The organism is Pseudomonas serboccidentalis (assembly GCF_028830055.1).
GTDB classification, from domain to species: Bacteria; Pseudomonadota; Gammaproteobacteria; order Pseudomonadales; family Pseudomonadaceae; genus Aquipseudomonas; species Aquipseudomonas serboccidentalis.
Genome location: NZ_CP101655.1, coordinates 1671236 through 1692892, shown reverse-complemented (window position 1 = coordinate 1692892; position 21657 = coordinate 1671236). Strand labels below are relative to the sequence as shown.

The window sequence follows — 21657 nt, the reverse complement described above, 5'->3', positions numbered from 1 at the left end:
CGCCCCCCTCCCCTGTAGGAGCTGCCGCAGGCTGCGATCTTTTGCTCTTGCTTGAGAAGCTAAAGTCAAAAGATCGTCCGATCGCGGCCCGAACCTGCGGCAGCTCCTACAGGGAACTTGCGTCACTTTACCGAGCCGGACTGTTCAGATAATCGACTAGAATTCGAAAGAACTTATGCAGGACACTCATCAATGCTTCGAGAAAACGCCAGTGACCTGCTCGCCTTCCTCGCCGTGGCCCGCGAGCGCAGTTTCACCAAAGCGGCGGCCAGACTCGGCGTCTCGCAATCGGCGCTCAGCCATACCATCCGCGCCCTCGAAGCGCGCCTTGGCCTGCGCTTGCTCACCCGTACCACCCGCAGCGTCTCGCCCACCGAGGCCGGCGACCATTTGCTGCAGACCATCGGCCCGCGTTTCGAAGAGATCGAACTGGAACTGGCGGCCCTGAGCAACCTGCGCGAAACCCCGGCTGGGCGCATCCGCATCAGCGCCACCGACCATTCGCTGAACTGGCTGTTGCGCCCGGTGCTCAAGGGCTTCCTGCCGCAGTATCCCGACATCGCCGTGGAGGTGATCTGCGACTACGGTTTCGTCGACATCGCCGGGCAAGGCTTCGACGCCGGCATTCGCCTCGGTGAAGACGTGGCCCAGGGCATGATCGCCACCCGCATCGGCCCGGACATGCGCATGGCGGTGGTCGGTTCTCCAGCCTACTTCGCCAGCCGCACGCGGCCGCAGACGCCGAGGGATCTGACCCAACACGCCTGCAACAACCTGCGCCTGCCCACCAATGGCGGGCTGTACACCTGGGAGTTCGAGAAGAACGGCGAAAGCCTCAAGGTGCGGGTATCCGGACAAGTCACGCTGAATGGTGTTTATCCGCTGCTCGACGCCGCACTGGATGGTTTCGGCCTCAGCTACATCCCGGAAAATATTGTCGCGCCGTATCTGGCCGACGGGCGTCTGGTGCAAGTGCTGGCAGACTGGTGCCCGACGTTTGCCGGTTATCACCTGTATTACCCGAGCCGACGTCAGGCAGCGCCGGCGTTTGCGCTGTTGCTGGAGGCGTTGCGTTATCGCGGTTGAGCGCCTATTCCAGCAGCGCGATCAATTGATGACGCTGCGCATCCGTCAGCATCAGCCCAAACCCGGCGCCGGCATTGTCGGCCATGTAGCGCGGATTGCCGGTGCCGGGAATCACGCAAGTCACTGCCGGGTGCGATAGCAGAAACTTCAGCGCCAGTTGCGGCCAACTGTTGACCTGCACGTCCGAGACCCAGGCCGGCAACGGTTTGCCCTTGAGCCGCGCGAGCAATCCGCCACCGCCGAACGGCCGATTGCAGATCACCGCGACCCCGCGCTCGCGGCACAGCGGCAAGATGCGTTTTTCCACGCCACGGTCATCGAGGGCGTAGTTGATTTGCAGAAAGTCGAGCTGTTCGGCCTTGAGCACCGACTCGACTTCGTCGTAGGCCGAGGGCGTGTAATGGGTGATGCCGATGTAGCGGATGCGCCCCTGTTCTTTCCATTCGCGCAGGGTCGGCAGATGGGTTTGCCAGTCCAGCAGGTTGTGGATCTGCATCAGGTCGATGCGTTCGGTGCGCAGCAGACTGAAGGATTGTTCCATCTGCGCGATGCCTTCCTTGCGCCCGCGGGTCCATACCTTGGTCGCGAGAAATGCCGGCGAGCGCGGTTCGTGGATCGACAGCAGTTCGCCGGTGGTTTGCTCGGCGCGGCCATACATCGGTGAGCTGTCGATCAGCGTGCCACCCTTTCTGAACAGCTCGTCGAGCACTGCGGGCAGTTGCCTATAAGCGGTTTCACCGGGCGCAACGTCGAAGCCGCGATACGTGCCCAGGCCCACCATGGGCAGCGGCTCGGAGCTGGAAGGGATGGCGCGGGTCTGCATGGTCTGGTCTCCTGCCTGGCTCGGCGAAGTGGCAGTCGGCGTCGTGGCAGTGGCCAACGCCCGGTCAAAGGTCAGGACCGCCGAAACCCCGGCAGCCAGCGTGAGCAATCGGCGACGGGAGCAACCCTCAGTGTGGCGCATGCTGGTTCCCCTGCTGCGTGAATCTGTTGCACGTTGTGTGCGACGGCGGCCTGCCCGGTCCGCTGGACTACACTGCGACGGCGAACACCCGCGCCCCGTTAAAGTTAGCCGAATGTCCAGAATCCTGATGTCACTCGTCGCCTTGATCATCACCCTGTACGTGTTGCTGTGCGTTGCGCTGTTCGTGTTTCAGCGTTCGCTGATCTATTTCCCCCAGCCTGACAGCGCCGTCGCCACGGCGGATTCGCGGCTGAAACTGGCGATGCCGGATGCCGATGTCTGGGTGACCGTTCGCGAGCACGCGGGGCCCAAGGCACTGATCTACTTTGGCGGCAATGCCGAGGACGTGTCGCGCAACCTGCCGGCGTTCAGCGACGCCTTTCCCGAGTACGCGGTGTATCTGCTGAACTACCGGGGTTTTGGCGGCAGCGGCGGCGCGCCCTCGGAGGAAGCGATTGCCGAAGATGCGTTGGCATTGTTCGATCAGGTGTACGCCAGCCATCCACAGATTGCCGTGATCGGGCGCAGCCTGGGGTCCGGGGTGGCGGTGCGGCTGGCGAGTCAGCGCCCGGCGACCCAACTGATTCTGGTGACGCCGTACAACAGCCTCGCAGAAATCGCCGTCCGCCAATACCCGTGGTTTCCGGTGAAGTGGTTGCTCAAGGATCGTTTCGAGTCGGGTCGCTATGCCGCGCACATACAAGTGCCGACCTTGCTGCTGGCGGCCAGCGATGACGAGGTGATTCCCCGTGCCAGCACGCAACGGCTGCTGGAGCATTTCCCCAACGGTGTGGCGACGCTGCGGGTGGTGCCGGACGCGGGGCACAACTCGATTTCCGAGCGGGTGCAGTATCTGCAGTGGATGGGGGATGTGCTCAATCGTTGATAGGCATTCGTATGGACTGGCCTCTTCGCGAGCAAGCTCGCTCGCACCTTGGCAATGCATGCCCCCTGTGGGAGCGAGCCTGCTCGCGAAGAGGCCAGTGCGGGCAACACAAAATCCAGGCCTGCCCTGCCCTTCATCAACCCAGCAAAAAAGCCTTATGGCCATCATGAACCAAGTGCAAAAAGCCCAGTCCTAGTGGCGCCGCATTCTGCGGCCGCCCACTTCAGCACTGTCCTTTTCCCAGAGCCTGCCGTCCCATGCGCCATGCCGTTCGCTCAACACGCTTCGTATCGCTGTGCCTGCTGATCCTTACCCCGCTTTTCACCGAGACCGCCCACGCCAGTGAAGAGCGGCAACTGGTGGCCGCCATCAACGACTACCGCGCCCACCCGCAACGTTGCGACCGGCGTCCGGCACAACGTCTGGCGCCCCTGGCGTTGAAATCGAATCTGGCACTGCCGATCGGCTATGGCTACGGCGGCGGATTGCGCGAGACGCTCAAATCGTCCGGGTATTCGGCCGTGGCCGTGCGCAGCATCCGTATTGTCGGCGCCGAAGACGCCGATGAGGCATTCGACAGGCTGCAAGACCGTTATTGTGGCGCACTGCTTGACGCCCAATACGCCGACATCGGCATCAGCCGTTCCCGGGGTGAATGGCAAGTGGTGCTGGCGCAACCGGTGCTCGACAGTCGTGTCGGCGACAACCGCAGCGTCGGTAAAGCCCTGCTCGCCGAGGTCAACGCCGCCCGGGCACGCCCACGGATGTGCGGACGCCAGCGTTTCGCCGCCGCCCGCCCCTTGAGCTGGAACCCGGCACTGGGCGCCGCCGCACAGGGGCACAGCAAGGCCATGGCCTACGGCAACTATTTCGCCCACCGTGACCCGGACGGCGACATGCCGGCGGATCGCGCCCGGGCGGCGGGTTATCGGGGTCGGCAGATCGGCGAAAACATCGCCGCCGGCCAGAGTTCACCGGGCAAGGCGATGGCCGGGTGGCTGGCCAGCCCCGGGCATTGCGCCAACCTGATGAACCCGATGTTCACTCAGGTCGGCGCCGGGTTTGCCAGTGAGGCGCGCAGTGATGAGGGGGTTTACTGGACGATGGTGTTTGGCGCGCCTTGATTCGCCTGGGAGATTTTCACTGGAGCTACTGGCCCTTTCGCGAGCAAGCTCGCTCCCACATTGGTTCAGCGTTAACCGGTGAAAATGTGCGAGCCTGCTCGCGAAAGGGCCAGCACAAACACCATCAATCACTTGGGCCGACGCACCGCCCGCAATCGCCCACTCCCCCCGCCGCCGCAATAAAACCGCTCACCGCCATCCGCTTCCAACCCGGAAACGCCGATCCCTGCGGGCATCATCAGGCTTTCCAGCACCTCGCCATCTTGCGGATCGACCCGACGCAATTCACTTTCATCACCCTCCCAGGTGCCATGCCACAACGCACCGTCAACCCAGGTCACCCCGGTGACAAAACGGTCTGACGTCAGCGTGCGCAAAACCTCGCCGGTCTCCGGATCGACCTGATAGATCTTGCGCTCGCGATACTGGCCGATCCACAGCGAGCCTTCGGCCCAGGCCATCCCCGAATCGTTACCGCCGCCCGGCGCCGGGAGGGTACTGAGCACACGACCGGTGGCCGGGTCGATTTTCTGGATGCGGCTGTCCGCGATCTGGAACAGATGCTGGCCGTCGAACGCGGTGCCGGCGTCGGCGCCGACCTTGAGCGTGCGCACGGTTTCACCGCTGGCCGGGTCCAGCGCATTGAGCTGGCCGTCGCTGGCGAACCACACTTGCTGGCCATCGAAGGTCACGCCGTGGACACGTTCGACGCCTTCGAACGGGCCGTACTCACGAAGGATTTCTGCCTTTGCCTGTTTCATGATGCCTTCCTCGCTGGTGGGTGAGTCTGAGTGAGTCCAGCCTAACCATTGCCCAACGCCACCGGGAGTAACAAGATCGTCGCGAAACCCGGCACCGGCGGCGTGGTCCAGCGCCGCGCACGGCCGACGCCAAACCACTGCACCTTTTCCGCCAGCGCCAGCGCTTCCAGTGAGCGCTGCACTTGCCGCTGGCTGCTGCCCAACGCCAGGGCCAGCGCCGAACTTGACCAGGCTTCGCCATCGGCGAGCAAGGCCAGCAGCGCGGCGTGTTTGTCCTCGACCGGCAAAGTGAGCAACGCCACGTCATCGGCCGCCAGGGCAAAACCGCGCGCGGTCGCGACGATCCGCGCCAGCGGCTGCAACGCCGAACGCAACCGGCCGATCTCCACCCGCAGGCGTGCACGATGGGAATCGTCACTCAGTTTCAAGCGAAACGCCTGGGCGATCAGCGCGTCTCTCGGCACATCCGCCGGCCACGCCTGAGCCAGCATCCGCAGCAGACTGAACAGCACCGGCCGGGTCGCCAACGCCACTGTCATCCCGGCGCCGCGCACGCTGTAGCGACAGGCGTCGACCACCAGCGTCGACGAGGCGAGCAGCGCTTCAACCTGCGCAAGCGTCACTGTTTGAGACTGGCCAGAAATGATCAATCGCGCCGCTGGAGCATCGAGCATTTGCAGGGCATGTTCGATTTCTGCCGTCAGCGCTGGAATAGCGGCCTGCTGCGCCGCCCGTTGCGCACGTTCCAGCGCCGCCCGCGCCGTGTGCGCCTGCACCTGACGCAGCGCGATCCCTGCTGTCAGCAACTCGTGGACGGCGCGCAACGACGGAGGCCACGGCGCGGGATCCAGCTCCGCGAGCAGCGCCTGCGCCGCATCGAGCTGACCGATCAGCAGCAAACGACGGATCTGCAAATACCGGGCGTGCGCCGCATTCAGGTGATCGGCGTGATCAAGCAAGACTCGCCGCGCGGCCTCCAGCGCTTTCACCGGCCAGCCCAGATCCCGCGTCGCCAGCGCCACTTCAGCCTCGGCCACCACACAGCGCGCCCGCGACAACGGCTCATTGGCGCCGAACGCCTTGACCCCCCGCTGCAGCAACGCCCTGGCCCGGGACAAATCCCCGAGCTGAGCCATGGCAATACCACGCAGGGCCAGCGCAGGCGGGTCTTCGCGCAGGGCGACAAGCTTAAGTGCGGCCAGCGGATCACCCGCCGCAAGCGCGCGGCCGGCGGCGTTGATCAACGAGTCCATGACAGATCAGGCACAGTGAACATTCCCGGGATTGGATATCCCGGTTTAGTTCAGTTCGCAGGTGGGCACCAGTGCAGTGTGATGCGAGAAATGACAAAGCAGCAGAAACAGACGCGCCCTTCCACAAAAAAAGGGCGCCGGAGGTCGGTGTTGGAACGGCCGGGGGTCAGACCGGGGAAATCGTCGCGAGCATTCCGATCAGAATGGTCAATGTCAGAAACCCACCCAGGAAAATCGCCATCTTGTTCATGCTGCTCTCCTCAATGCTGAGCTTGCGGTGCACCGGGCGCTTCGGGATGAAGGACTGCCGCAGGAAACCGAACTGCAGGGGTATTTTGAGCGCCTGACTGAACCGGTAACAGAGGCAGATTCAACAGAAAAATACGGATCAGATGCCAATCTGATCTGCTCCGGCCATGACCCGGTATTCAGATCGCCCCACAAAGGTTCGCCCTCGGCCGCTTTGATCTAGAGTCATTGCCGTCGCGTGAAGAACAACAATCCCAGGAGTGGCCCATGTCCGAACTGAACCTGCACCCCAACGCCGCCGAATCCCTGCAGCGCTGGCACGAAATGATCCGCACCGGCAACCTCAAGGCCCTGCCCGAGTTGCTCGACCCGAACGCGCTGTTCCGCTCGCCCATGGCCCACACGCCCTACCCCGGCGCACAGGTAGTGACGATGATCCTCAACACGGTGTTCAACGTGTTCGAAGACTTCAAATATCACCGCGAACTGGCGACTGCCGATGGCTTGAACGTGATTCTGGAATTCAGCGCGAAAGTCGGCTCGAAAGAACTCAAGGGCGTCGACATGATTCGCTTTGATGAGCGCGGGAAGATTGTCGAGTTTGAAGTGATGGTGCGCCCGCTGAGCGGCTTGCAAGCGCTGGGGGAAGAAATGGGGCGGCGTCTCGGCGCCTATCTAGCGAAAGCGAAACCTTTGTAGGAGCTGCCGCAGGCTGCGATCTTTTGACTTTGATCTTCAAAAACAGATCGCTGGCAGTTCCAATCAAAATGGCGACACAAAAAAAGCCCACTGACCGTTCCAGGCTCAGTGGGCTTTTTAATGAAAAATCTTATATTCGATATCCTTCATTTGTAATTAGGAAATGAAGAAAAATTATAAAAACCTGTCAGATTTTACAGGTGAACGAAAGAGAAAAAATAATTAACCTGAGGTTCAATCATTGGGAAATTCGCTGGTATGCGGGTTCCCGGGAGATGCTAAATTCCTATACGCAAGGAGAGATGAAAATGGAATTCAAAGACCAAGTTGGCAACAGACATGAGTCAGGCGTACCAAAACCTATCCTCAGCCCGGGTGCCCCAAATGAATTCAATCGCAGCCCATTACCTCAGCTGCACAGATGCAACTGTATTTGTGAAGCTTGTAAAAAAGACAGGGGCAATAGCACTGGCAGAGACGCAATATATTCACAGTGGCATATGCACGATCCTATCTATCCATAAAGACCATCAGATACTGATCGCGCGTACGATCAATGCCTCGTGAGACAAAAACCGATAGGAGACACCCTCGAACGGGTGAATTGGCAGGTCGACTCCGATTTGTACTGCTCAAAAAAAAGCCCACTGACCGTTACCGGTTCAGTGGGCTTTTGTGTGTCTGGCGTCTAGTTACAGGGCCATGTCACGTGCAGCGTTTTCCTTCGGCGCTTCAGCTTTTTCAGCTGCAGGTGCTGCCGGAGCAACAGCCTGACCAATCACCGGAGGGGTTGGCAGTTCGAGGATCTTGGCGGTGTACGCCCACTCTTGTGCCACTTTGGCCGGATCGTTGTTCAGCTGGGTGCCGTAGCTTGGAACGATCTGGTGCAGCTTGGCTTGCCACTCAGGGGTCGCGACTTTGTCTTTGAAGACTTTCTGCAGCACGCTCAGCATGATCGGTGCAGCGGTCGATGCGCCTGGCGATGCGCCCAGCAGACCGGCGATGGAGCCGTCTTGTGCGGCAACGATTTCGGTGCCCAGTTTCAGCACGCCGCCAGCGGCTTCATCACGCTTGATGATCTGCACGCGTTGGCCGGCTTGCCACAGGCGCCAGTCTTCGGCTTTGGCGTTCGGGAAGTATTCCTTCAGCGCGTTCAGACGGTCTTCATCCGACAGCATCAGTTGACCGGCCAGGTACTCGACCAGCGGGTATTCCTTGATGCCGACCTTGGTCATCGGCCAGATGTTGTGGGTGGTGGTGCTGGTCAACAGGTCCAGGTACGAGCCTTCTTTCAGGAACTTGGTGCTGAAGGTCGCGAATGGGCCAAACAGGATGACGCGCTTGCCGTCCAGGACACGGGTGTCCAGGTGCGGAACCGACATCGGCGGTGCGCCCACCGAAGCTTTACCGTAGGCCTTGGCCAGGTGCTGCTCGGCGATGGCCGGGTTATCGGTCACCAGGAACGAGCCGCCGACCGGGAAGCCAGCGTATTCCTTGGCTTCAGGAATGCCGGACTTCTGCAGCAGGTGCAGAGCGCCGCCACCGGCGCCGATGAACACGAACTTGGCGTCGGTTTCGGTCTTGGTGCCGTCTTTCAGGTTTTTGTAGCTGACGCGCCAGGTGCCGTCGGCGTTCTTGGTGATGTCTTCGACTTCACTCGACAGCTTCAGGTCGAAGTTAGGCTTGGTCTGCAGGTAACCGGCGAACTGGCGGGTGATTTCACCGAAGTTCATGTCGGTACCCAGCGGGCTCCAGGTGGCCGCGATTTTCTGGTTCGGGTCACGCCCTTCCATCATCAGCGGGACCCACTTCTTGATCACAGCCGGGTCTTCGGAGTACTGCATGCCGGCGAACAGCGGGCTCGCCTGCAGGGCTTCGTAGCGCTTTTTCAGGAACTTGATGTTGTCATCACCCCACACGAAACTCATGTGCGGCGTGGTGTTGATGAACGAACGAGGGTTCTTCAGAACGCCTTGCTGAACCTGCCAGGCCCAGAACTGACGGGACACCTGGAACGCTTCGTTGATCTCGACGGCTTTCGGGATCGTCACGTTGCCCTTGTCGTCTTCCGGGGTGTAGTTCAGCTCGGCCAGAGCGGAGTGACCGGTACCGGCGTTGTTCCAGCCGTTGGAGCTTTCCAGGGCGACGCCATCGAGGCGCTCGACCATTTGCATCGACCAGCTCGGTTCCAGCTCATTGATCCACACACCCAGGGTGGTGCTCATGATGCCGCCGCCGATCAGCAGAACGTCGACTTTCTTTGCTTCTGCAGCATTGGCAGACGACATCCCCATCGCCAAAGCCAGCCCCAGCAAGGCTGTGTTCACTTTCTTAAACATCCGTTGCACCTATGATAAAACGCCTTCCGCCCGCCGCTGTTGTGGGTATGAGGGCCTTTTGTCGCGACACTCAGGCCAGGGTCGCGGGCACCTTCACACTGCAATTTTGACGGGTGGGCACACAAGGCCGATGTACCGCATCGACCTCAGTTAATGTCCCTTCTGAACTGACTTCTTATCATTATTGGCTTCAGCTACTTGAGCGACAGGGATTCCGTCAGCCCGCCCCAAAGGCAGGCAAACCGAATAAGGTCAAACCAAGTTGGCGCGAAGAATATCACGTCAGGGCAAACCCGCGCGTCTGTTCCCGACTTGAGAGTCTTTTTCTGCTCTGGGTCTTATCGGCTGCCAAAGGCCGAACATGATCCGGTGAGACTCTGATTGAAGCCTTTTAACCTTTCCACTTTAGCGCCCTTGTGACGGAAAGCCTGGAACGGCTGCCTGAACAAACCAAAACCTGCTACGTTGTACGATGACCGATGATGAGCAGTCAGGTGATCAGTCATCAACCCCATAACTACAAGGAAACAGCCCCATGACCAGGACCCGACTTCTGATCGGATTTCTCTGCACCTTCTGCGGTTACACCATGGCTGCCCCTGCCCCGGCAGAAAAAGATGTCGCCCAAGCGGTCGATCATCTGACCCAGGCGATGCTGCACAAAAACATCCCCGAGTTGAACGCCCTGACGGCCGACAACCTGACCTACGGCCACTCCAACGGCAAGATCCAGGACAAAAAAGCGTTCATCGCCGACATCGAAACAGGCAAAAGTGCATTCAAGACACTTGAAATGCAGAACCAGACCATCACCCTTTCTGGTGACACCGCACTGGTGCGTCATCATTTTTCGGCGCAGGCACTGAAAGGCACGGAGGTGGTACCGACGGAGATCGAGAATTTCCAGATCTGGCAGAAGCAGCAAGGAACGTGGTTGCTGGTCGGGAGACAGGCGTACAAATTCTGACTGATGTGTAGCACTCCGCCGATTTGAATTGGCGGAGCTTTTATTCTTAGGAGAAAAGCACGTTCCGCCGGCAAGCTTCACGCATTTGCCCCTCCCGTTTGCTTAACGCCCTGATATGCTGCACAGCTGTACCTGCCAAGCTATTTCTCATGGAGTGTTCAATGACCCGACTACGCGTCAAGCATTTTGGCCCTATCCGCGATGGAGTTGAGAATGACGGTTGGATAGAGTTCAAACGCGTGACCGTATTCGTGGGCAATCAGGGCTCCGGGAAAAGCACGCTGGCCAAGCTGTACTCAACCTTTTCGTGGATAGAAAAGGCTTTGGTGCGCGGGGATTACGAACAAAAATGGTTTGAACGAAAGAATAAATTCATCAAACCCTTTTTGACTTATCACAGGCTAGAACACTACATCTCTGACTCCTCAGAGATCGAATACGAAGGTGAGGCCTTTTCCATTCGCTACCTGCGGGGCCAGCTACATATCACTGCTTCGAAGGGCGGAAATTACCATCTGCCTCAGATTATGTATGTGCCTGCTGAGCGCAACTTCATCTCGTACGTCAGACACCCTCGCGAGCTGAAATTATCCTCTGACTCGCTTAAGGAATTTCTGACTGAGTTCGATGCAGCCAAAGCCAATATGAAGGGCACTCTGTTATTGCCTATCAACCAGGCAGAACTCGAATACGACAAACTGAACGACCTCCTCAATATTCGTGACTCCGATTACAAGCTCAGATTGGCCGACGCCTCCAGTGGATTTCAATCTGCTGTGCCATTGCATTTAGTAAGCCATTACCTGGCCAATGCTGTTCAAGTACACAGTGAAGAGCGACAGGAGAACATGAGCGCCGAAGAACTGGATCGCTTCAGAAAGGAGGTCGTACAAATATTTTCTATCGATTCTCTGACGGAGGAACAGCGGCGTATCGCTCTCTCCGCCCTCTCGTCCAGATTCAACAAGTCAGCGTTTATCAATATAGTGGAAGAGCCGGAACAAAATCTTTATCCGCAGTCGCAATGGAGCGTTTTGCAGAGTCTTCTGCAGTTCAATAATCAGGGAGAGAACAACCGTCTAGTGATGACAACCCATAGCCCCTATGTGGTTAATTACTTGACGATTGCCGTACAAGGCAAACATCTGCAGGACAGCATTCACAAGAAAAAACGCGATAAGGACCTCCTCCCTAAACTTGCCACGGTTATCCCTTTACACGCTTTGGTGGACATCAATGAGTTGGCAATTTACCAAGCAGATGAAAAAAACGGATCAATCAAGACGCTGCCGATAGTTGATGGCATCCCTTCCGATGACAACTTTCTGAACAGATCCTTGCAAGAAGGCAATGATCTATTTGACGCACTCCTCGATATTGAGGAGGAGCTGAAAGGGTGAATTTTCTTGATACTCGCTGCCAGACAGGCCCGTTTACTGATGCCGAATTTGGAATACGTGACGATCAAGAGTTTCCCGTAGCCTATGTTGACGCCGGAAACCGGGCAACATGGGTAGCGTCCGTAGTAAATCCCCTCCAAAGATCGGTTGTATTTACCGCGATTGACAAATGCGTGATCAAAGACGGAGAGGAAAAAGGCCGGGAGCGCTGTGACTGCATGCTGAATACCGAAGACGCCTTGTACTTGGTGGAGCTCAAGGATCGAGCTGGAAGTGGCTGGCAAAGCCAAGGAATAAAACAATTAGAGTCGACTATTAAATTTTTGATTGCAGCACACGGCGAGCAATTCTTGGCTAGCTACCATCCCAAAATAGCGTACGTCTGCAACAAAAAAGCCCCCTTCGTTAAACCAGAATTCAACGCGAAGAATCTTTTCTCGAAATACAATTTCAGGCTGAAGATTGAGGCCGCCATAAAGGTCCGGCGAAAGGCGGATCAGTGATCGATATGCTCAGTTCGTCGTGAGCAAACATCCACATTCGCCTCACAACCGAAACCGATCCACCGACAGCGCCAACGCCCCCGCCAGACTCGACAATTCATCCGTGGTATTGGCCGTCTGCCCGATCACCTTGCTGTTGCCCTCGGACATGCCGGCGATCATTTCCACCTGATGGGCAATTTCGTTGCTGGCCTGGCTCTGCTCGCCGATGGTGCGGGTGATGTCGTTGACCAGTTGTGTGGTGCTGAGGGTGGCGTCGAGGATCTCGCGGATCGCCCGTTCGACTTCGGCCGTGACCGCCATGCCCTTGTCGACCTGGGCCACACCGGCCTCCATGCTGCTGACCGCCTCGCGGGTGCTGTGCTGGATGCGCGCGACCATGGCGGCGATTTCCTGGGTTGAGGCACTGGTGCGTGCGGCCAGACTGCGCACTTCGTCGGCGACCACCGCAAAGCCCCGGCCCTGCTCGCCGGCTCGCGCTGCTTCGATGGCCGCGTTGAGCGCCAGCAGGTTGGTCTGGTCGGCAATGCTCTTGATCACTTGAATGATGTTGAAGATGCCTTCGGATTCCTGATCCAGCGTACGGATCACCTGCGCCGACTGCTGCGCCGAGCGGGCGATGTCGTCCATGTCGCTGACCACCTGATGGATCACCTGCCCGCCGCTCTTGGCCAGAGACTCAGCCTGATTGGCCATGCCCAGCGCACGTTCGGCGTGACGGGTGATCTCCTCGATGCTGGCAGTCATCTGGCTGGCAGCGGCGGCCATAGTGCCGGCGGCGGCGCTTTGCTGCTGACTGCTGTCGGCCACCTGATGGCAGCCCTGACTCAGTTGCTCGCTCATGCCGCTGACGCCATGGGCGTTGCGTCGCACCGCATCGATCATGTTGCGCAGATCGCGCTGCATGGTCGCCAGGCTGCGAATCAAAGTGCTGGCTTCGTCCTTGCCGGTCGGTTCGCTGATCGGCTCGCTGAGGTTGCCGTGGGCGATGCTTTGGGCGATGTGGTTGGCGGACTTCAGCGGCCCCATGATGCTGCGGGTCACCCAGCGCCCTTGCGCCAATAACAGCAACAGGCTGGCGAGCAACACCGCACCGAGGGCGATGTTGGCACTGCGGATGGCGCTTTCGGTGGCCTGACTGGTGTCGCGGGTATTGCTTTCGATCAGTTCGCTGAGCGCGGCCATCTGCTCTTCGAGGTGACTGAACGCCGCGTTGAACGTACCCAGTTCCCGCTGGGCACTGTCCGGGTTGTCCAGTGCCAGGCCGACAATGCGCTCGGCCGCCTCGATGTAGGTGTCCAGGCTGGGCTTGATCTGTTCCAGCGCAGCCTTGAGCGTCGGGTTGACCGGCAGTTTGAGGTTTTCATCCAGCACTTCGCGAAAGTGCGTCGCGTGCTCGTTGATCGACTCCCGCACCTCGGCCGCCGTGCCGGTGCTTTTGCCCAGGCCCACCAGCATCGCCGAGTACACATCGGCACGCAGCGCATCGTGCATCATGTCGGCTTCCATATGATTGCGCAGCGCGGTCATGCTCACCGCGTTGTCGTTCACCGCGCCGGACATCCGCGTATTCCCCACATAGCTGACCAGACTCACGATCAGCGCCGTCAGCAGGCTGGTTGCAATCAGCAACAGCAAACGCAATTTGATCGACACCGTGGGTTCCTCCTGAGGCTCGCTGGAATGCACCTGTCAGGGTTTCAGTTAAGCCTATTTGGGCAAATGCGCCGCCCCAGAGCGTTTCAGCAAGTATCCTTGCGCTCGAATGGAACTCCGGCAAGCGGCGCCCCTCTGAGATTATGTAGTCCTTCCTTTTTGCTTCGCGCTTGTGGAGGAACACCGTCATGCGCAAGTTAGTGCTCATTTCTTCTCTCCTGCTGTGCCTCCCTGTCGGCTCGGCTCTGGCTCGTGTCGATGCCGGAGACGTCGCCACTTCGGCGGGTGTGTCCGCCTCGCTGTACTCGACCTTCAAGGATCACAAAATGGTGATCCCGGCACGCGACGACTTGTCCGCATTTGTCGCCAGCGGCGGGGCCATCCGTGGCGTTTATCTTGAGTCGGTACTGCAACAGGTGCGCCACGACAACCCCGGTCTGAACGCCAGCGATGAGGACCTCGCCAACGCGATTCTGGTGCATTACGAAGGCCTGAATCAGTAGCTGTCACGGATGCGGCGGCCGATGGACGGCAGCTGAAGGCGCATAGGCAAAACGGTCCGACGGCCTCTATGATGGAGGCCATGACGACTCTTGCGCCCCTTGCGCCTTTGCGCTCACCCTGCCCGCCCGGCGCCTGCGATTGCGGGCGCGAATCGTTGCTGGAGACGCCCGGCACGGATCTGCGCATCCTTCGTCTCACGCGCGAGCAGGAAAAAATCCTTCTCGCGCGCCTGGAACAACTAAAGGACCTCGCCGACCTGCGGCACCTGCAGAACCGTATGTACGAGCAGTTGGGCGTACGTGTGGAAGTCGCCCCGGGATTTCATGAAGTGCGCACCATGCTTGGCATCGACATTCAGATCGCGGAGCTGCCGGGGATGTGTCGCAAGACGCGCAAATCGATCCCCGCAGCGATTCGTCGGGGCCTGAACAACCACCCCGAAATCGCCTTCGAACTGCTCAACGCCCACGACTTGCTGCGCGACACCTGATCACTTTTTCATGCCAACCCGCTTGCGCATCTCGGCCGTGATGCTCTGGCGGGTTTTCTTCATCTCGGCCCACGGCTCATCGCCGACCTCGTTCAGACGCTCATGGACATTGCTGATGTTCCACTGATTGCCGCCCTTGATCTCCGCCACCTCGTCACGAAACAGCGGCACCGACACCGGTAACCCTTCGCGGGTGCGCGCCGCGTAGGCACAAATGGTGGTGGCACCCAGACCGTTGCGCAGGTAATCGATGAAGATCCGCCCGACACGGTTTTTCGGCCCGGACACCGCTGAAAACCGCTCCGGCAAGAGGTTCGCCATATGGCTGACGATCGCGTGGCTGAAATCCTTGACCTCGTCCCAGCCATGTTTGCGGGTCAACGGCACCACCAGGTGAATACCCTTGCCGCCACTGGTCTTGAGGAACGCCTTGAGTCCCAGTTCATCGAGCACGGTCAGGGTCAACGCGGTGGCTTCGACCATGCTTTTCCACGGCAGCGCGGGGTCCGGGTCGAGATCGAGGACGAATCGATCAGGCTTGTCCAGATCGACCGTGGTGGCGTTCCAGGTGTGCAACTCGACCGTGCTCATCTGCACCGCACCAATCAGCGCTTCGGCGTTGTTGATCAGCATCACCGGTTGGCCGATGACGTCTTTGTCCAGCGTGGTGATGCCGGGAATCGCCAGGCGCTCGGCGTTTTTCTGGAAGAACAGTTCGCCGGCAATACCGTCCGGCGCCCGCACCAGCGCCACCGGGCGATCCTTGAGTTGCGGCAGAATCCATTCGGCAACACTGGCGTAATACTCGGCCAGTTGCATCTTGGTGGTGCCACTGACTGCATCGATCACCCGATCGGGGTGGGTGATGCGCACCTTGCCGCTGGCGAGGCCAAGCTGCGACGGTGCCGGTTCGCTGGTCTTCGAAGGGGTGGTTTTTTTTGCTGAAGGTGCCTTTTTCGATGGGCTGGCTTTGGCTGACGTCTTCACGGTTTTCGCTCGCTCCTCGGTAATGGCCCTGGCCGGTTTGTCATTGCGCAAACCATGGAACACGGCGTGACGCACCGAGCCGTCCTTGGTCATTTCGGCGAACGCCACTTCTGCCAACAGGCTCGGCTTGAGCCAGTGCACGCCTTTGGCGTCGAAGCCACTTGGCGGATTGACCACCGTGGCCTTCTTCACCTGCAACGGCTTGAGTTGGGCGAGGATGCTTTTCAGCGTCGCTTCGTTGAACCCGGTGCCGACCTTGCCGGCGTAGCGCAGCTCGCCGCTGTCACGATCATGCAGGCCCAACAGCAAGGCACCGAAGGCACTGCGCGCGCCTTGCGGATCGGTGTAGCCGACAATCACGAATTCCTGCCGATGCTTGCATTTGAGCTTGATCCAGTCGCTGCTGCGCCGCGACACGTAGGGTGAGCCAAGGCGTTTGCCGATCAGCCCTTCCATCTGCATCTGGCAGGCGCTGTTGAGCAGCGCGTCCGGGGCTTCGTCAAAGGCTTCGGAGAAGCGCAGCAAGGGCTGCTCATGCCCACCGAGCACCGTGGACAGTGCCGCGCGGCGCTCCTCGACCGGCACTTCACGCAGGTCCACGCCGTTGAGGTACGGCAAGTCGAACAGGTAATAGACGATGTTGCCGCTGCGCCCGGCTTCGAAGGCGTTTTGCAGCGCCTGAAAATCCGGCACGCCTTGCTCGTTGGCCACCACCATTTCACCGTCCAGCCAAGCCGATTCCAGCCCCAACGTGGCCAGTGCTTGCGCCTGTTGCGGCAGTTTGTGCGTCCAGTCGTGACCGTTGCGGGTAAACAGTTGCACCTCGCCGTGATCGATGCGCGCCATGATCCGGTAGCCGTCGAACTTGATCTCGTAACTCCACTGCCCTTCGGGTGCGCTGTCGACCAGGGTCGCCAGCTCCGGTTTGAGTTGCGCCGGGAGCTTGGCCTTGCGCGCACCGGTGAGCGTCCCGGACGCGGCTTTGCGCGGTTTGGCCGGGGCCTTTTTCACGGGTTTGGCTTGCTCGGCGGCGAGCCTCGGTTTGCTGATCAGGGTTCGCTCGCTGAGCACGCTGTTCGGCTCCGCGCTGAGCACATCGTAGTCGTCTTGCGGGCGGGCGGCGCTGTCCTGATGCTTGATCAGGAACCAGTTTTCCTTCTTGCCCGGCATGTGCGTGCGCACCAGGTTCCAGAGGCCGGACAGCTTCTCGCCCTGCAGCTCGAACTTGAGTTTGCCCTTGGCGTAGGCCTTGGCCGGGTCTTCCAGCGGGATCCACACGCCACGATCCCAGACGATCACATCGCCGGCGCCGTAATGCCCTTCGGGAATGCTGCCCTCGAACGTGGCGTAATCCAGCGGATGGTCTTCGACATGCACGGCCAGGCGCTTGACCTTGGGGTCGAGCGACGGCCCCTTGGGCACTGCCCAGCTCTTGAGTGCGCCATCGAGTTCCAGGCGAAAGTCGTAATGCAGATGCGACGCGTCGTGCTTCTGGATGCAGAACTGCAGCGCATGCTCGGTGGCCTTGCTGCGGGCACGGCGCTTGACGGCGGCGGGCTCTGAGGTCGCCGAGAAATCGCGCATGCGGTTGTAGTCGTCGAGGTTCCGGTTCATGGCGCACCTGCCTTGTTTCAGCCCATGCGGGTCACGGTCAGCGCGACCACGGCGATCCGGTCCACACGCTGGTAACCGGGGTTCAACAACTCTTCACCGAACACGTCGGGGTCCAGTTCACGATAGGTCCAGCCGAATCGCGTCGAGTCCAGCCGTGGCACCACGGTGTCGAAAAACGGGTCGCGACCGTCGACCATCGCCACGCCGGTGTACAGCAGCAACGAACCACCGGGCGCCAGTCGATTGAGGGCCTGCTCGACGATGCGCAGCGACAACCCGGCACCGAGTGAGCCACCGCCATGCCGGTAGGCACGTCCGGCCGGGTCGGCCATGTACGGCGGGTTGGCGACAATCAGGTCGAAGCTGCCGTCAATGCCCTGCAGCACATCGCTGGCCTGCAACTCGACATTGGCAACCTCGGCCAATGCCGCGTTGATTGCGGTCAGGCGCAGCGCGGCGGGATTGATGTCCACCGCCAGCACTTCGGCTTCACGTCGCGCGCGGGCAATCAGGATCGCACCGACGCCGGCACCGCAGCCGATGTCCACGGCGCGCTGAATCGGCGCGAAGTTCTGTTGCAGGTGCGCGTGAATCAGCTGTGCGAAACGGTAGGTGTCCGGGCCGAAAAACACCGAGTCGGCGGCGTCGGTGGGAAACCCCGAGTGGACGAAGAGCAAGTCATCCAGACTCGACCAGCGCACCCGGCTTTTCAAGCGGCCGTCGTAGACATCGATCACTTGCGCCTCCTGCAATTGCCGCTGTTCGTCAGCAGACAACAACCCCGGCTCGAACGGACGCGACCAGCCGAAGACGTCGCGCAGGGTCTCGGCGGCCTGCCCCTCATCTCGCTGGTTGACGCGTTGATGGGTCAAGGGCGTCGGCGTGATGAAACGGTAGCCGTCGGCCTGCAAGCGTCGGCCGAGTTGCAGCAGCGTGAGGTCGTTGGCGGACAGTTGTTCTTCCTGATTCATGGGGATTTCCTTAGCGCAGGCTGGATTTGAGTTCGATGAAACGACGCGTCGCCAACAGCCCCGCCGGGTGGGCGTGACGGGCTGGCGCCAGCCACGGGATCAGCGTTGCCATTTGCCCGTGACCGTCCTGGCCTTGCAGGGCGGCGGTCAGGCGTTGCACATCGGGATCGTGTTCGGGCACGGCGGCGTCGGGAGTCGCGACCTGACGGCTGCGTCGTGGCACCTTGCGTGGGTCGGGTGGCGTCCAGTCACCGGCAATCCAGTCGTGCAGCAGCTGTTTTTCATACGGGCTGAACACGCCGAACATTGCCGCACCGTCACCGTCGATCAACTGCCAGAAGCGACTGGCCTGTGGGTCTTGGTTGCGTTTGATCCAGCCTTTGTCCTGCATCGCCTGCAAAAATCCGGGCAGTTGCTCGGGCGTGGCCAGCCACTGATTGACGGTTTTGCCTTCGAAGCGGCAGTAGTCCGAATGCATGTGCTGGCCGAACGGACGCTTGCGTTCGAGCATCGCCAGCACTTCGTGTTCCAGGTCAAAGCTCTCGATGATCGCGCGGCTGCCCTGCCCCAGATCGTTGAGTCGATAACCCAGCGACACCCGGCGCAGGAATTCGCCGCGATCGGCTTCCAGTGGCAGCAGGTCGAGCACCGACTGCACGGCTTTTTGCGCATGGCCGGTGCTGGCGTTATCGATGGTCACGTGCAGCGTGAAGTAGTACGGATCGATGCCCAACTCGCTGAGTTCATAGGCACTGATCAGCAAGTGCAGCGGCAGTTGTTCATAGCCCAGGTTGTAGCCGATGACCTCCGGCAGAACGTTCTCGCCACAGGCACCGAGTGCCAGTTGCAGCGCGCCTTGCAGGTAGCGCTCATCCGTGATGGCGCTGGCGTCCTGCAAGCCATGTTCGGCGAGCAGTTTGCGGTAGATCACCACATGGTTTTGCGCAGGATTGCCGTCGCCGAGTTCTTCCAGATAGGTGCACAGCAAGCCGTCAAAACGCGGGTCGCGCCATTGCGGCAACAATCCGTACAGCCACGCGCCATCGACCAGTTTGGTCGGCGCCACGGCTTGCAGAAAGTACAGCGCGTGAGCCTTGTTGCTGAAGAACTGGCGCGGCCCGCCGGCCTGGCGCTGTTGCAGGTACTCGGCATACTGCCGGGCAACCTCGGTGCAGCGTTGAGCGACCCAGGCCTGCCAGGCAGACGGATCCTGCGGCAGCGCTTCGGGTAACTGCGAGGCACGCAGCAATTGTTCATCGAGAAAATCCTGCGCGAGGGTTTCAGGCGAATCCTCGAGCAGCAGTGCCTCATAAATGCGCCGCAGATCACCGTCGGCAATGATCGGCTGTTGCTGCGCGCTCGGCGCTTGCAGGGAAGTCAGGGCAGTCATGTCAATGTTCTCGGTCGGTTGGCCTGTCAGGGCGTTGCTTCACGCCTCTACAGCAGCAGAGCAACCGCTACGGAGAAAAATTCAATCGACATGAAAATCGCCCTGACGGACGGCCCGATCAACCCTCGATCACTTGATCACTCGATCACTTGATCACTCGATCACTTGATCACTTGATCACTTGATCACTTGATCACTTGATCACTGTAGGAGCTGCCGAAGGTTCGGGCCGCGTGCGGACGATCTTTTGATTTTTGAAGATCAAAAGATCGTCCGCACGCGGCCCGAACCTTCGGCAGCTCCTACATTTACATCGTGTAATGAGCTGGATTCGCGATTGGCCTCGGAAACGCTAGTGTTCCAAGACGATGGTCACGGAGGGCAATGGAATGCCTGAAGCTGCAAGAGCATGTGGTTTGCGCAAGGGGCGATATTCGGAGGTTGGGCGTGTCTATTTGCTGACGGCGGTGGTTGAGGCGCGTCGACCGGTTTTTTCCGACTGGAGAACGGGACGATTATTGGTTGAACAGATGCGCGCGGCCGATGAGGCAGGATTGATTGAATCTTTGGCTTGGGTGGTCATGCCGGACCACCTGCACTGGCTGGTTGAGTTGCAACAAGGTTCCTTGGCGCAGTTGATGTGCCGCGTCAAGTCGCGCAGTTGTCGGTCGGTAAACCTGATGTCTGGCAGCCAGGGAGGTCTATGGCAACGCGGCTATTACGACCGGGCCTTGCGTCGCGATGAAGATCTTAAAGCGGCAGCCCGTTATATCGTCATGAACCCATTGCGAGCCGGACTGGTGCAGCGCTTGGGTGATTATCCGTTGTGGGACGCAATCTGGCTCTGAAGATCAAAAGATCGCAGCCTTCGGCAGCTCCTACAGGTATCTGGAGTACACCGCCAATCCTCTGTAGGAGCTGCCGAAGGTTCGGGCCGCGTGCGGACAATCTTTTGACTTTGCCTTAAGCCGTACCCTTGGCCTGTTGTTCCAGATGCACCTGCAATTGCGGATCGATCTGCAGCGCCGCTGCCAGTTCATCCAGGTAGTTGCGCTCGGCATCCTGCTGGTCGTCCACCAGGATCACACTGACCAGATACATCTCAGCGGCCATGGCCGGATCGCCGTTGGCCGCCTGCGCGACTTCGTTCGCATCCAGCGGTTTGGCGACTTCGCTTTCAAACCACTGCTGCAATTGCGGATCGTCGGTGTGCTTGCTGATTTCACCGTTGATCATCTGTTGTTCACGTTCATCGATCTCACCGTCAGCCTTGGCTGCCGCGATCAGCGCCCGCAGCACCGCGTGACTGTGTTCCTCGACCTCGGGCCCGGCCAGCAGATTCGCCGTTTGCGGGATCTGTTGTGGTGCGGCCGAGGCCTGACTGCGTTGCCAGGCCTGATACGCCTGGAACGCCATCATCCCCAGCGAGGCCAGCGCCGCATAATTGGTGCCGCCGGAGCGGCTTTGCGTACCGCCGCCGCCCAGTGCTCCGCCGAGCGCGCCGCCCAAACCACCGCCGCTGCCACCGCCGAGCAGGCCACCGAGCAAGCCGCCCAGACCACCCAGCCCACCGGACTGCGCCCCACTGCCGCCAGCGCTCGCACCGCCGCCCAACAGGCCGCCGAGCAAGCCGCCCAACCCATCCAGACCACCACCGGCCGAGGCACCACTTTGTTGTCCTGCCGAGGCCTGGCCCCGCAGCAGTTGTTCGAGCAAATCGCTGGTGTTCATGATGTCGTCCTCAGGCATTGGCATTAATTGCGTCAGGCAACGATAGACTGCCGCAGCCATCGCGCCAACACCATTTAGCTGAC

Annotated in this window: 19 protein-coding genes; 10 read left to right on the top strand and 9 right to left on the bottom strand. The window is 60.1% G+C overall.

Annotated features, from left to right (window positions below):
* The first annotated feature begins 192 nt into the window (after window positions 1-192).
* The gene (locus NN484_RS07785; protein WP_127651723.1) at window positions 193-1086 is read left to right on the top strand and encodes a LysR family transcriptional regulator; all 894 of its coding nucleotides are present in this window, start codon (window positions 193-195) and stop codon (window positions 1084-1086) included.
* A gap of 4 nt (window positions 1087-1090) precedes the next feature.
* Here the strand turns inward: NN484_RS07785 and NN484_RS07780 are convergent, their stop codons facing one another.
* The gene (locus NN484_RS07780; RefSeq protein WP_215502663.1) at window positions 1091-2050 is read right to left on the bottom strand and encodes an aldo/keto reductase; all 960 of its coding nucleotides are present in this window, start codon (window positions 2048-2050) and stop codon (window positions 1091-1093) included.
* Window positions 2051-2162: 112 nt separating this feature from the next.
* Here NN484_RS07780 and NN484_RS07775 point away from each other — a divergent pair, with 112 nt between their 5' ends.
* Window positions 2163-2936 carry an alpha/beta hydrolase gene (locus NN484_RS07775; RefSeq protein ID WP_215502662.1) on the top strand — a complete coding sequence of 258 codons (774 nt, stop codon included), beginning with the start codon at window positions 2163-2165 and terminating at the stop codon, window positions 2934-2936.
* 257 nt (window positions 2937-3193) lie between these two features.
* Complete coding sequence (locus NN484_RS07770; protein WP_127651726.1) at window positions 3194-4060, top strand: CAP domain-containing protein; 867 nt, start codon at window positions 3194-3196, stop codon at window positions 4058-4060.
* A gap of 128 nt (window positions 4061-4188) precedes the next feature.
* On the opposite strand, the gene NN484_RS07765 is transcribed toward NN484_RS07770, so the two are convergent.
* Both NN484_RS07765 and NN484_RS07760 read right to left on the bottom strand, forming a co-directional pair.
* Window positions 4189-4821, bottom strand: coding sequence for a Vgb family protein (locus tag NN484_RS07765; RefSeq protein ID WP_274658828.1), 633 nt, complete (start codon window positions 4819-4821; stop codon window positions 4189-4191).
* Window positions 4822-4862: 41 nt separating this feature from the next.
* Window positions 4863-6074, bottom strand: coding sequence for a helix-turn-helix domain-containing protein (locus tag NN484_RS07760; RefSeq protein ID WP_274658827.1), 1212 nt, complete (start codon window positions 6072-6074; stop codon window positions 4863-4865).
* A 516-nt stretch (window positions 6075-6590) separates the two neighbouring features.
* Here NN484_RS07760 and NN484_RS07755 point away from each other — a divergent pair.
* A complete protein-coding gene (locus NN484_RS07755; protein WP_274658825.1) occupies window positions 6591-7022 on the top strand; it encodes a nuclear transport factor 2 family protein in 432 nt (143 codons plus the stop codon).
* A 692-nt stretch (window positions 7023-7714) separates the two neighbouring features.
* On the opposite strand, the gene mqo is transcribed toward NN484_RS07755, so the two are convergent.
* On the bottom strand, window positions 7715-9361 hold the full coding sequence (mqo, locus tag NN484_RS07750) for a malate dehydrogenase (quinone) (RefSeq protein ID WP_215502658.1): 1647 nt from the start codon (window positions 9359-9361) through the stop codon (window positions 7715-7717).
* 535 nt (window positions 9362-9896) lie between these two features.
* Between mqo and NN484_RS07745 the strand changes: the two genes are divergently transcribed.
* From NN484_RS07745 to NN484_RS07735, 3 genes are all read left to right on the top strand, one after another.
* On the top strand, window positions 9897-10328 hold the full coding sequence (locus tag NN484_RS07745) for a nuclear transport factor 2 family protein (protein ID WP_215502657.1): 432 nt from the start codon (window positions 9897-9899) through the stop codon (window positions 10326-10328).
* 161 nt (window positions 10329-10489) lie between these two features.
* Window positions 10490-11728 (top strand): AAA family ATPase, encoded by a 1239-nt coding sequence (locus NN484_RS07740; protein WP_127651732.1) that lies wholly within the window; start codon window positions 10490-10492, stop codon window positions 11726-11728.
* Window positions 11725-12231, top strand: a complete 507-nt coding sequence (locus tag NN484_RS07735) for a hypothetical protein (protein ID WP_274658824.1) — start codon at window positions 11725-11727, stop codon at window positions 12229-12231. Before NN484_RS07740 ends, NN484_RS07735 begins: the two co-directional genes overlap by 4 nt.
* Window positions 12232-12273: 42 nt before the next feature.
* On the opposite strand, the gene NN484_RS07730 is transcribed toward NN484_RS07735, so the two are convergent.
* On the bottom strand, window positions 12274-13887 hold the full coding sequence (locus NN484_RS07730; RefSeq protein WP_127651734.1) for a methyl-accepting chemotaxis protein: 1614 nt from the start codon (window positions 13885-13887) through the stop codon (window positions 12274-12276).
* A gap of 188 nt (window positions 13888-14075) precedes the next feature.
* Here NN484_RS07730 and NN484_RS07725 point away from each other — a divergent pair, with 188 nt between their 5' ends.
* Window positions 14076-14390, top strand: coding sequence for a DUF2388 domain-containing protein (locus NN484_RS07725; RefSeq protein WP_007962425.1), 315 nt, complete (start codon window positions 14076-14078; stop codon window positions 14388-14390).
* Window positions 14391-14458: 68 nt separating this feature from the next.
* Window positions 14459-14881, top strand: coding sequence for a hypothetical protein (locus NN484_RS07720; RefSeq protein WP_425518801.1), 423 nt, complete (start codon window positions 14459-14461; stop codon window positions 14879-14881).
* Here NN484_RS07720 and ligD read toward each other — a convergent pair whose 3' ends face one another.
* Genes ligD through NN484_RS07705 form a run of 3 tightly spaced genes read right to left on the bottom strand, consistent with a single transcriptional unit; the run spans window position 14882 to window position 19843 of the window.
* Window positions 14882-17482: a DNA ligase D gene (gene ligD / locus NN484_RS07715; protein ID WP_274658822.1), complete on the bottom strand. Its 2601-nt coding sequence runs from the start codon at window positions 17480-17482 to the stop codon at window positions 14882-14884.
* A 17-nt stretch (window positions 17483-17499) separates the two neighbouring features.
* Window positions 17500-18453 (bottom strand): methyltransferase, encoded by a 954-nt coding sequence (locus NN484_RS07710; RefSeq protein ID WP_215502652.1) that lies wholly within the window; start codon window positions 18451-18453, stop codon window positions 17500-17502.
* Between the two features lie 10 nt (window positions 18454-18463).
* Window positions 18464-19843, bottom strand: a complete 1380-nt coding sequence (locus NN484_RS07705; protein WP_274658821.1) for an iron-containing redox enzyme family protein — start codon at window positions 19841-19843, stop codon at window positions 18464-18466.
* 389 nt (window positions 19844-20232) lie between these two features.
* Here NN484_RS07705 and NN484_RS07700 point away from each other — a divergent pair, with 389 nt between their 5' ends.
* Window positions 20233-20691, top strand: coding sequence for an REP-associated tyrosine transposase (locus NN484_RS07700; protein WP_215502650.1), 459 nt, complete (start codon window positions 20233-20235; stop codon window positions 20689-20691).
* Window positions 20692-20806: 115 nt separating this feature from the next.
* On the opposite strand, the gene NN484_RS07695 is transcribed toward NN484_RS07700, so the two are convergent.
* Window positions 20807-21574 carry a tellurite resistance TerB family protein gene (locus NN484_RS07695; protein ID WP_127651740.1) on the bottom strand — a complete coding sequence of 256 codons (768 nt, stop codon included), beginning with the start codon at window positions 21572-21574 and terminating at the stop codon, window positions 20807-20809.
* Window positions 21575-21657 lie beyond the last annotated feature (83 nt).

Bases quoted from the DNA above. Each gene is read 5' to 3' on its own strand.
- NN484_RS07785 (WP_127651723.1), top strand. From the start codon at position 193: ATGCTTCGAGAAAACGCCAGTGACCTGCTCGCCTTCCTCGCCGTGGCC.
- NN484_RS07780 (WP_215502663.1), bottom strand. From the start codon at position 2,050: ATGCGCCACACTGAGGGTTGCTCCCGTCGCCGATTGCTCACGCTGGCT.
- NN484_RS07775 (WP_215502662.1), top strand. From the start codon at position 2,163: ATGTCCAGAATCCTGATGTCACTCGTCGCCTTGATCATCACCCTGTAC.
- NN484_RS07770 (WP_127651726.1), top strand. From the start codon at position 3,194: ATGCGCCATGCCGTTCGCTCAACACGCTTCGTATCGCTGTGCCTGCTG.
- NN484_RS07765 (WP_274658828.1), bottom strand. From the start codon at position 4,821: ATGAAACAGGCAAAGGCAGAAATCCTTCGTGAGTACGGCCCGTTCGAA.
- NN484_RS07760 (WP_274658827.1), bottom strand. From the start codon at position 6,074: ATGGACTCGTTGATCAACGCCGCCGGCCGCGCGCTTGCGGCGGGTGAT.
- NN484_RS07755 (WP_274658825.1), top strand. From the start codon at position 6,591: ATGTCCGAACTGAACCTGCACCCCAACGCCGCCGAATCCCTGCAGCGC.
- mqo (WP_215502658.1), bottom strand. From the start codon at position 9,361: ATGTTTAAGAAAGTGAACACAGCCTTGCTGGGGCTGGCTTTGGCGATG.
- NN484_RS07745 (WP_215502657.1), top strand. From the start codon at position 9,897: ATGACCAGGACCCGACTTCTGATCGGATTTCTCTGCACCTTCTGCGGT.
- NN484_RS07740 (WP_127651732.1), top strand. From the start codon at position 10,490: ATGACCCGACTACGCGTCAAGCATTTTGGCCCTATCCGCGATGGAGTT.
- NN484_RS07725 (WP_007962425.1), top strand. From the start codon at position 14,076: ATGCGCAAGTTAGTGCTCATTTCTTCTCTCCTGCTGTGCCTCCCTGTC.
- NN484_RS07720 (WP_425518801.1), top strand. From the start codon at position 14,459: ATGATGGAGGCCATGACGACTCTTGCGCCCCTTGCGCCTTTGCGCTCA.
- ligD (WP_274658822.1), bottom strand. From the start codon at position 17,482: ATGAACCGGAACCTCGACGACTACAACCGCATGCGCGATTTCTCGGCG.
- NN484_RS07710 (WP_215502652.1), bottom strand. From the start codon at position 18,453: ATGAATCAGGAAGAACAACTGTCCGCCAACGACCTCACGCTGCTGCAA.
- NN484_RS07705 (WP_274658821.1), bottom strand. From the start codon at position 19,843: ATGACTGCCCTGACTTCCCTGCAAGCGCCGAGCGCGCAGCAACAGCCG.
- NN484_RS07700 (WP_215502650.1), top strand. From the start codon at position 20,233: ATGCCTGAAGCTGCAAGAGCATGTGGTTTGCGCAAGGGGCGATATTCG.
- NN484_RS07695 (WP_127651740.1), bottom strand. From the start codon at position 21,574: ATGAACACCAGCGATTTGCTCGAACAACTGCTGCGGGGCCAGGCCTCG.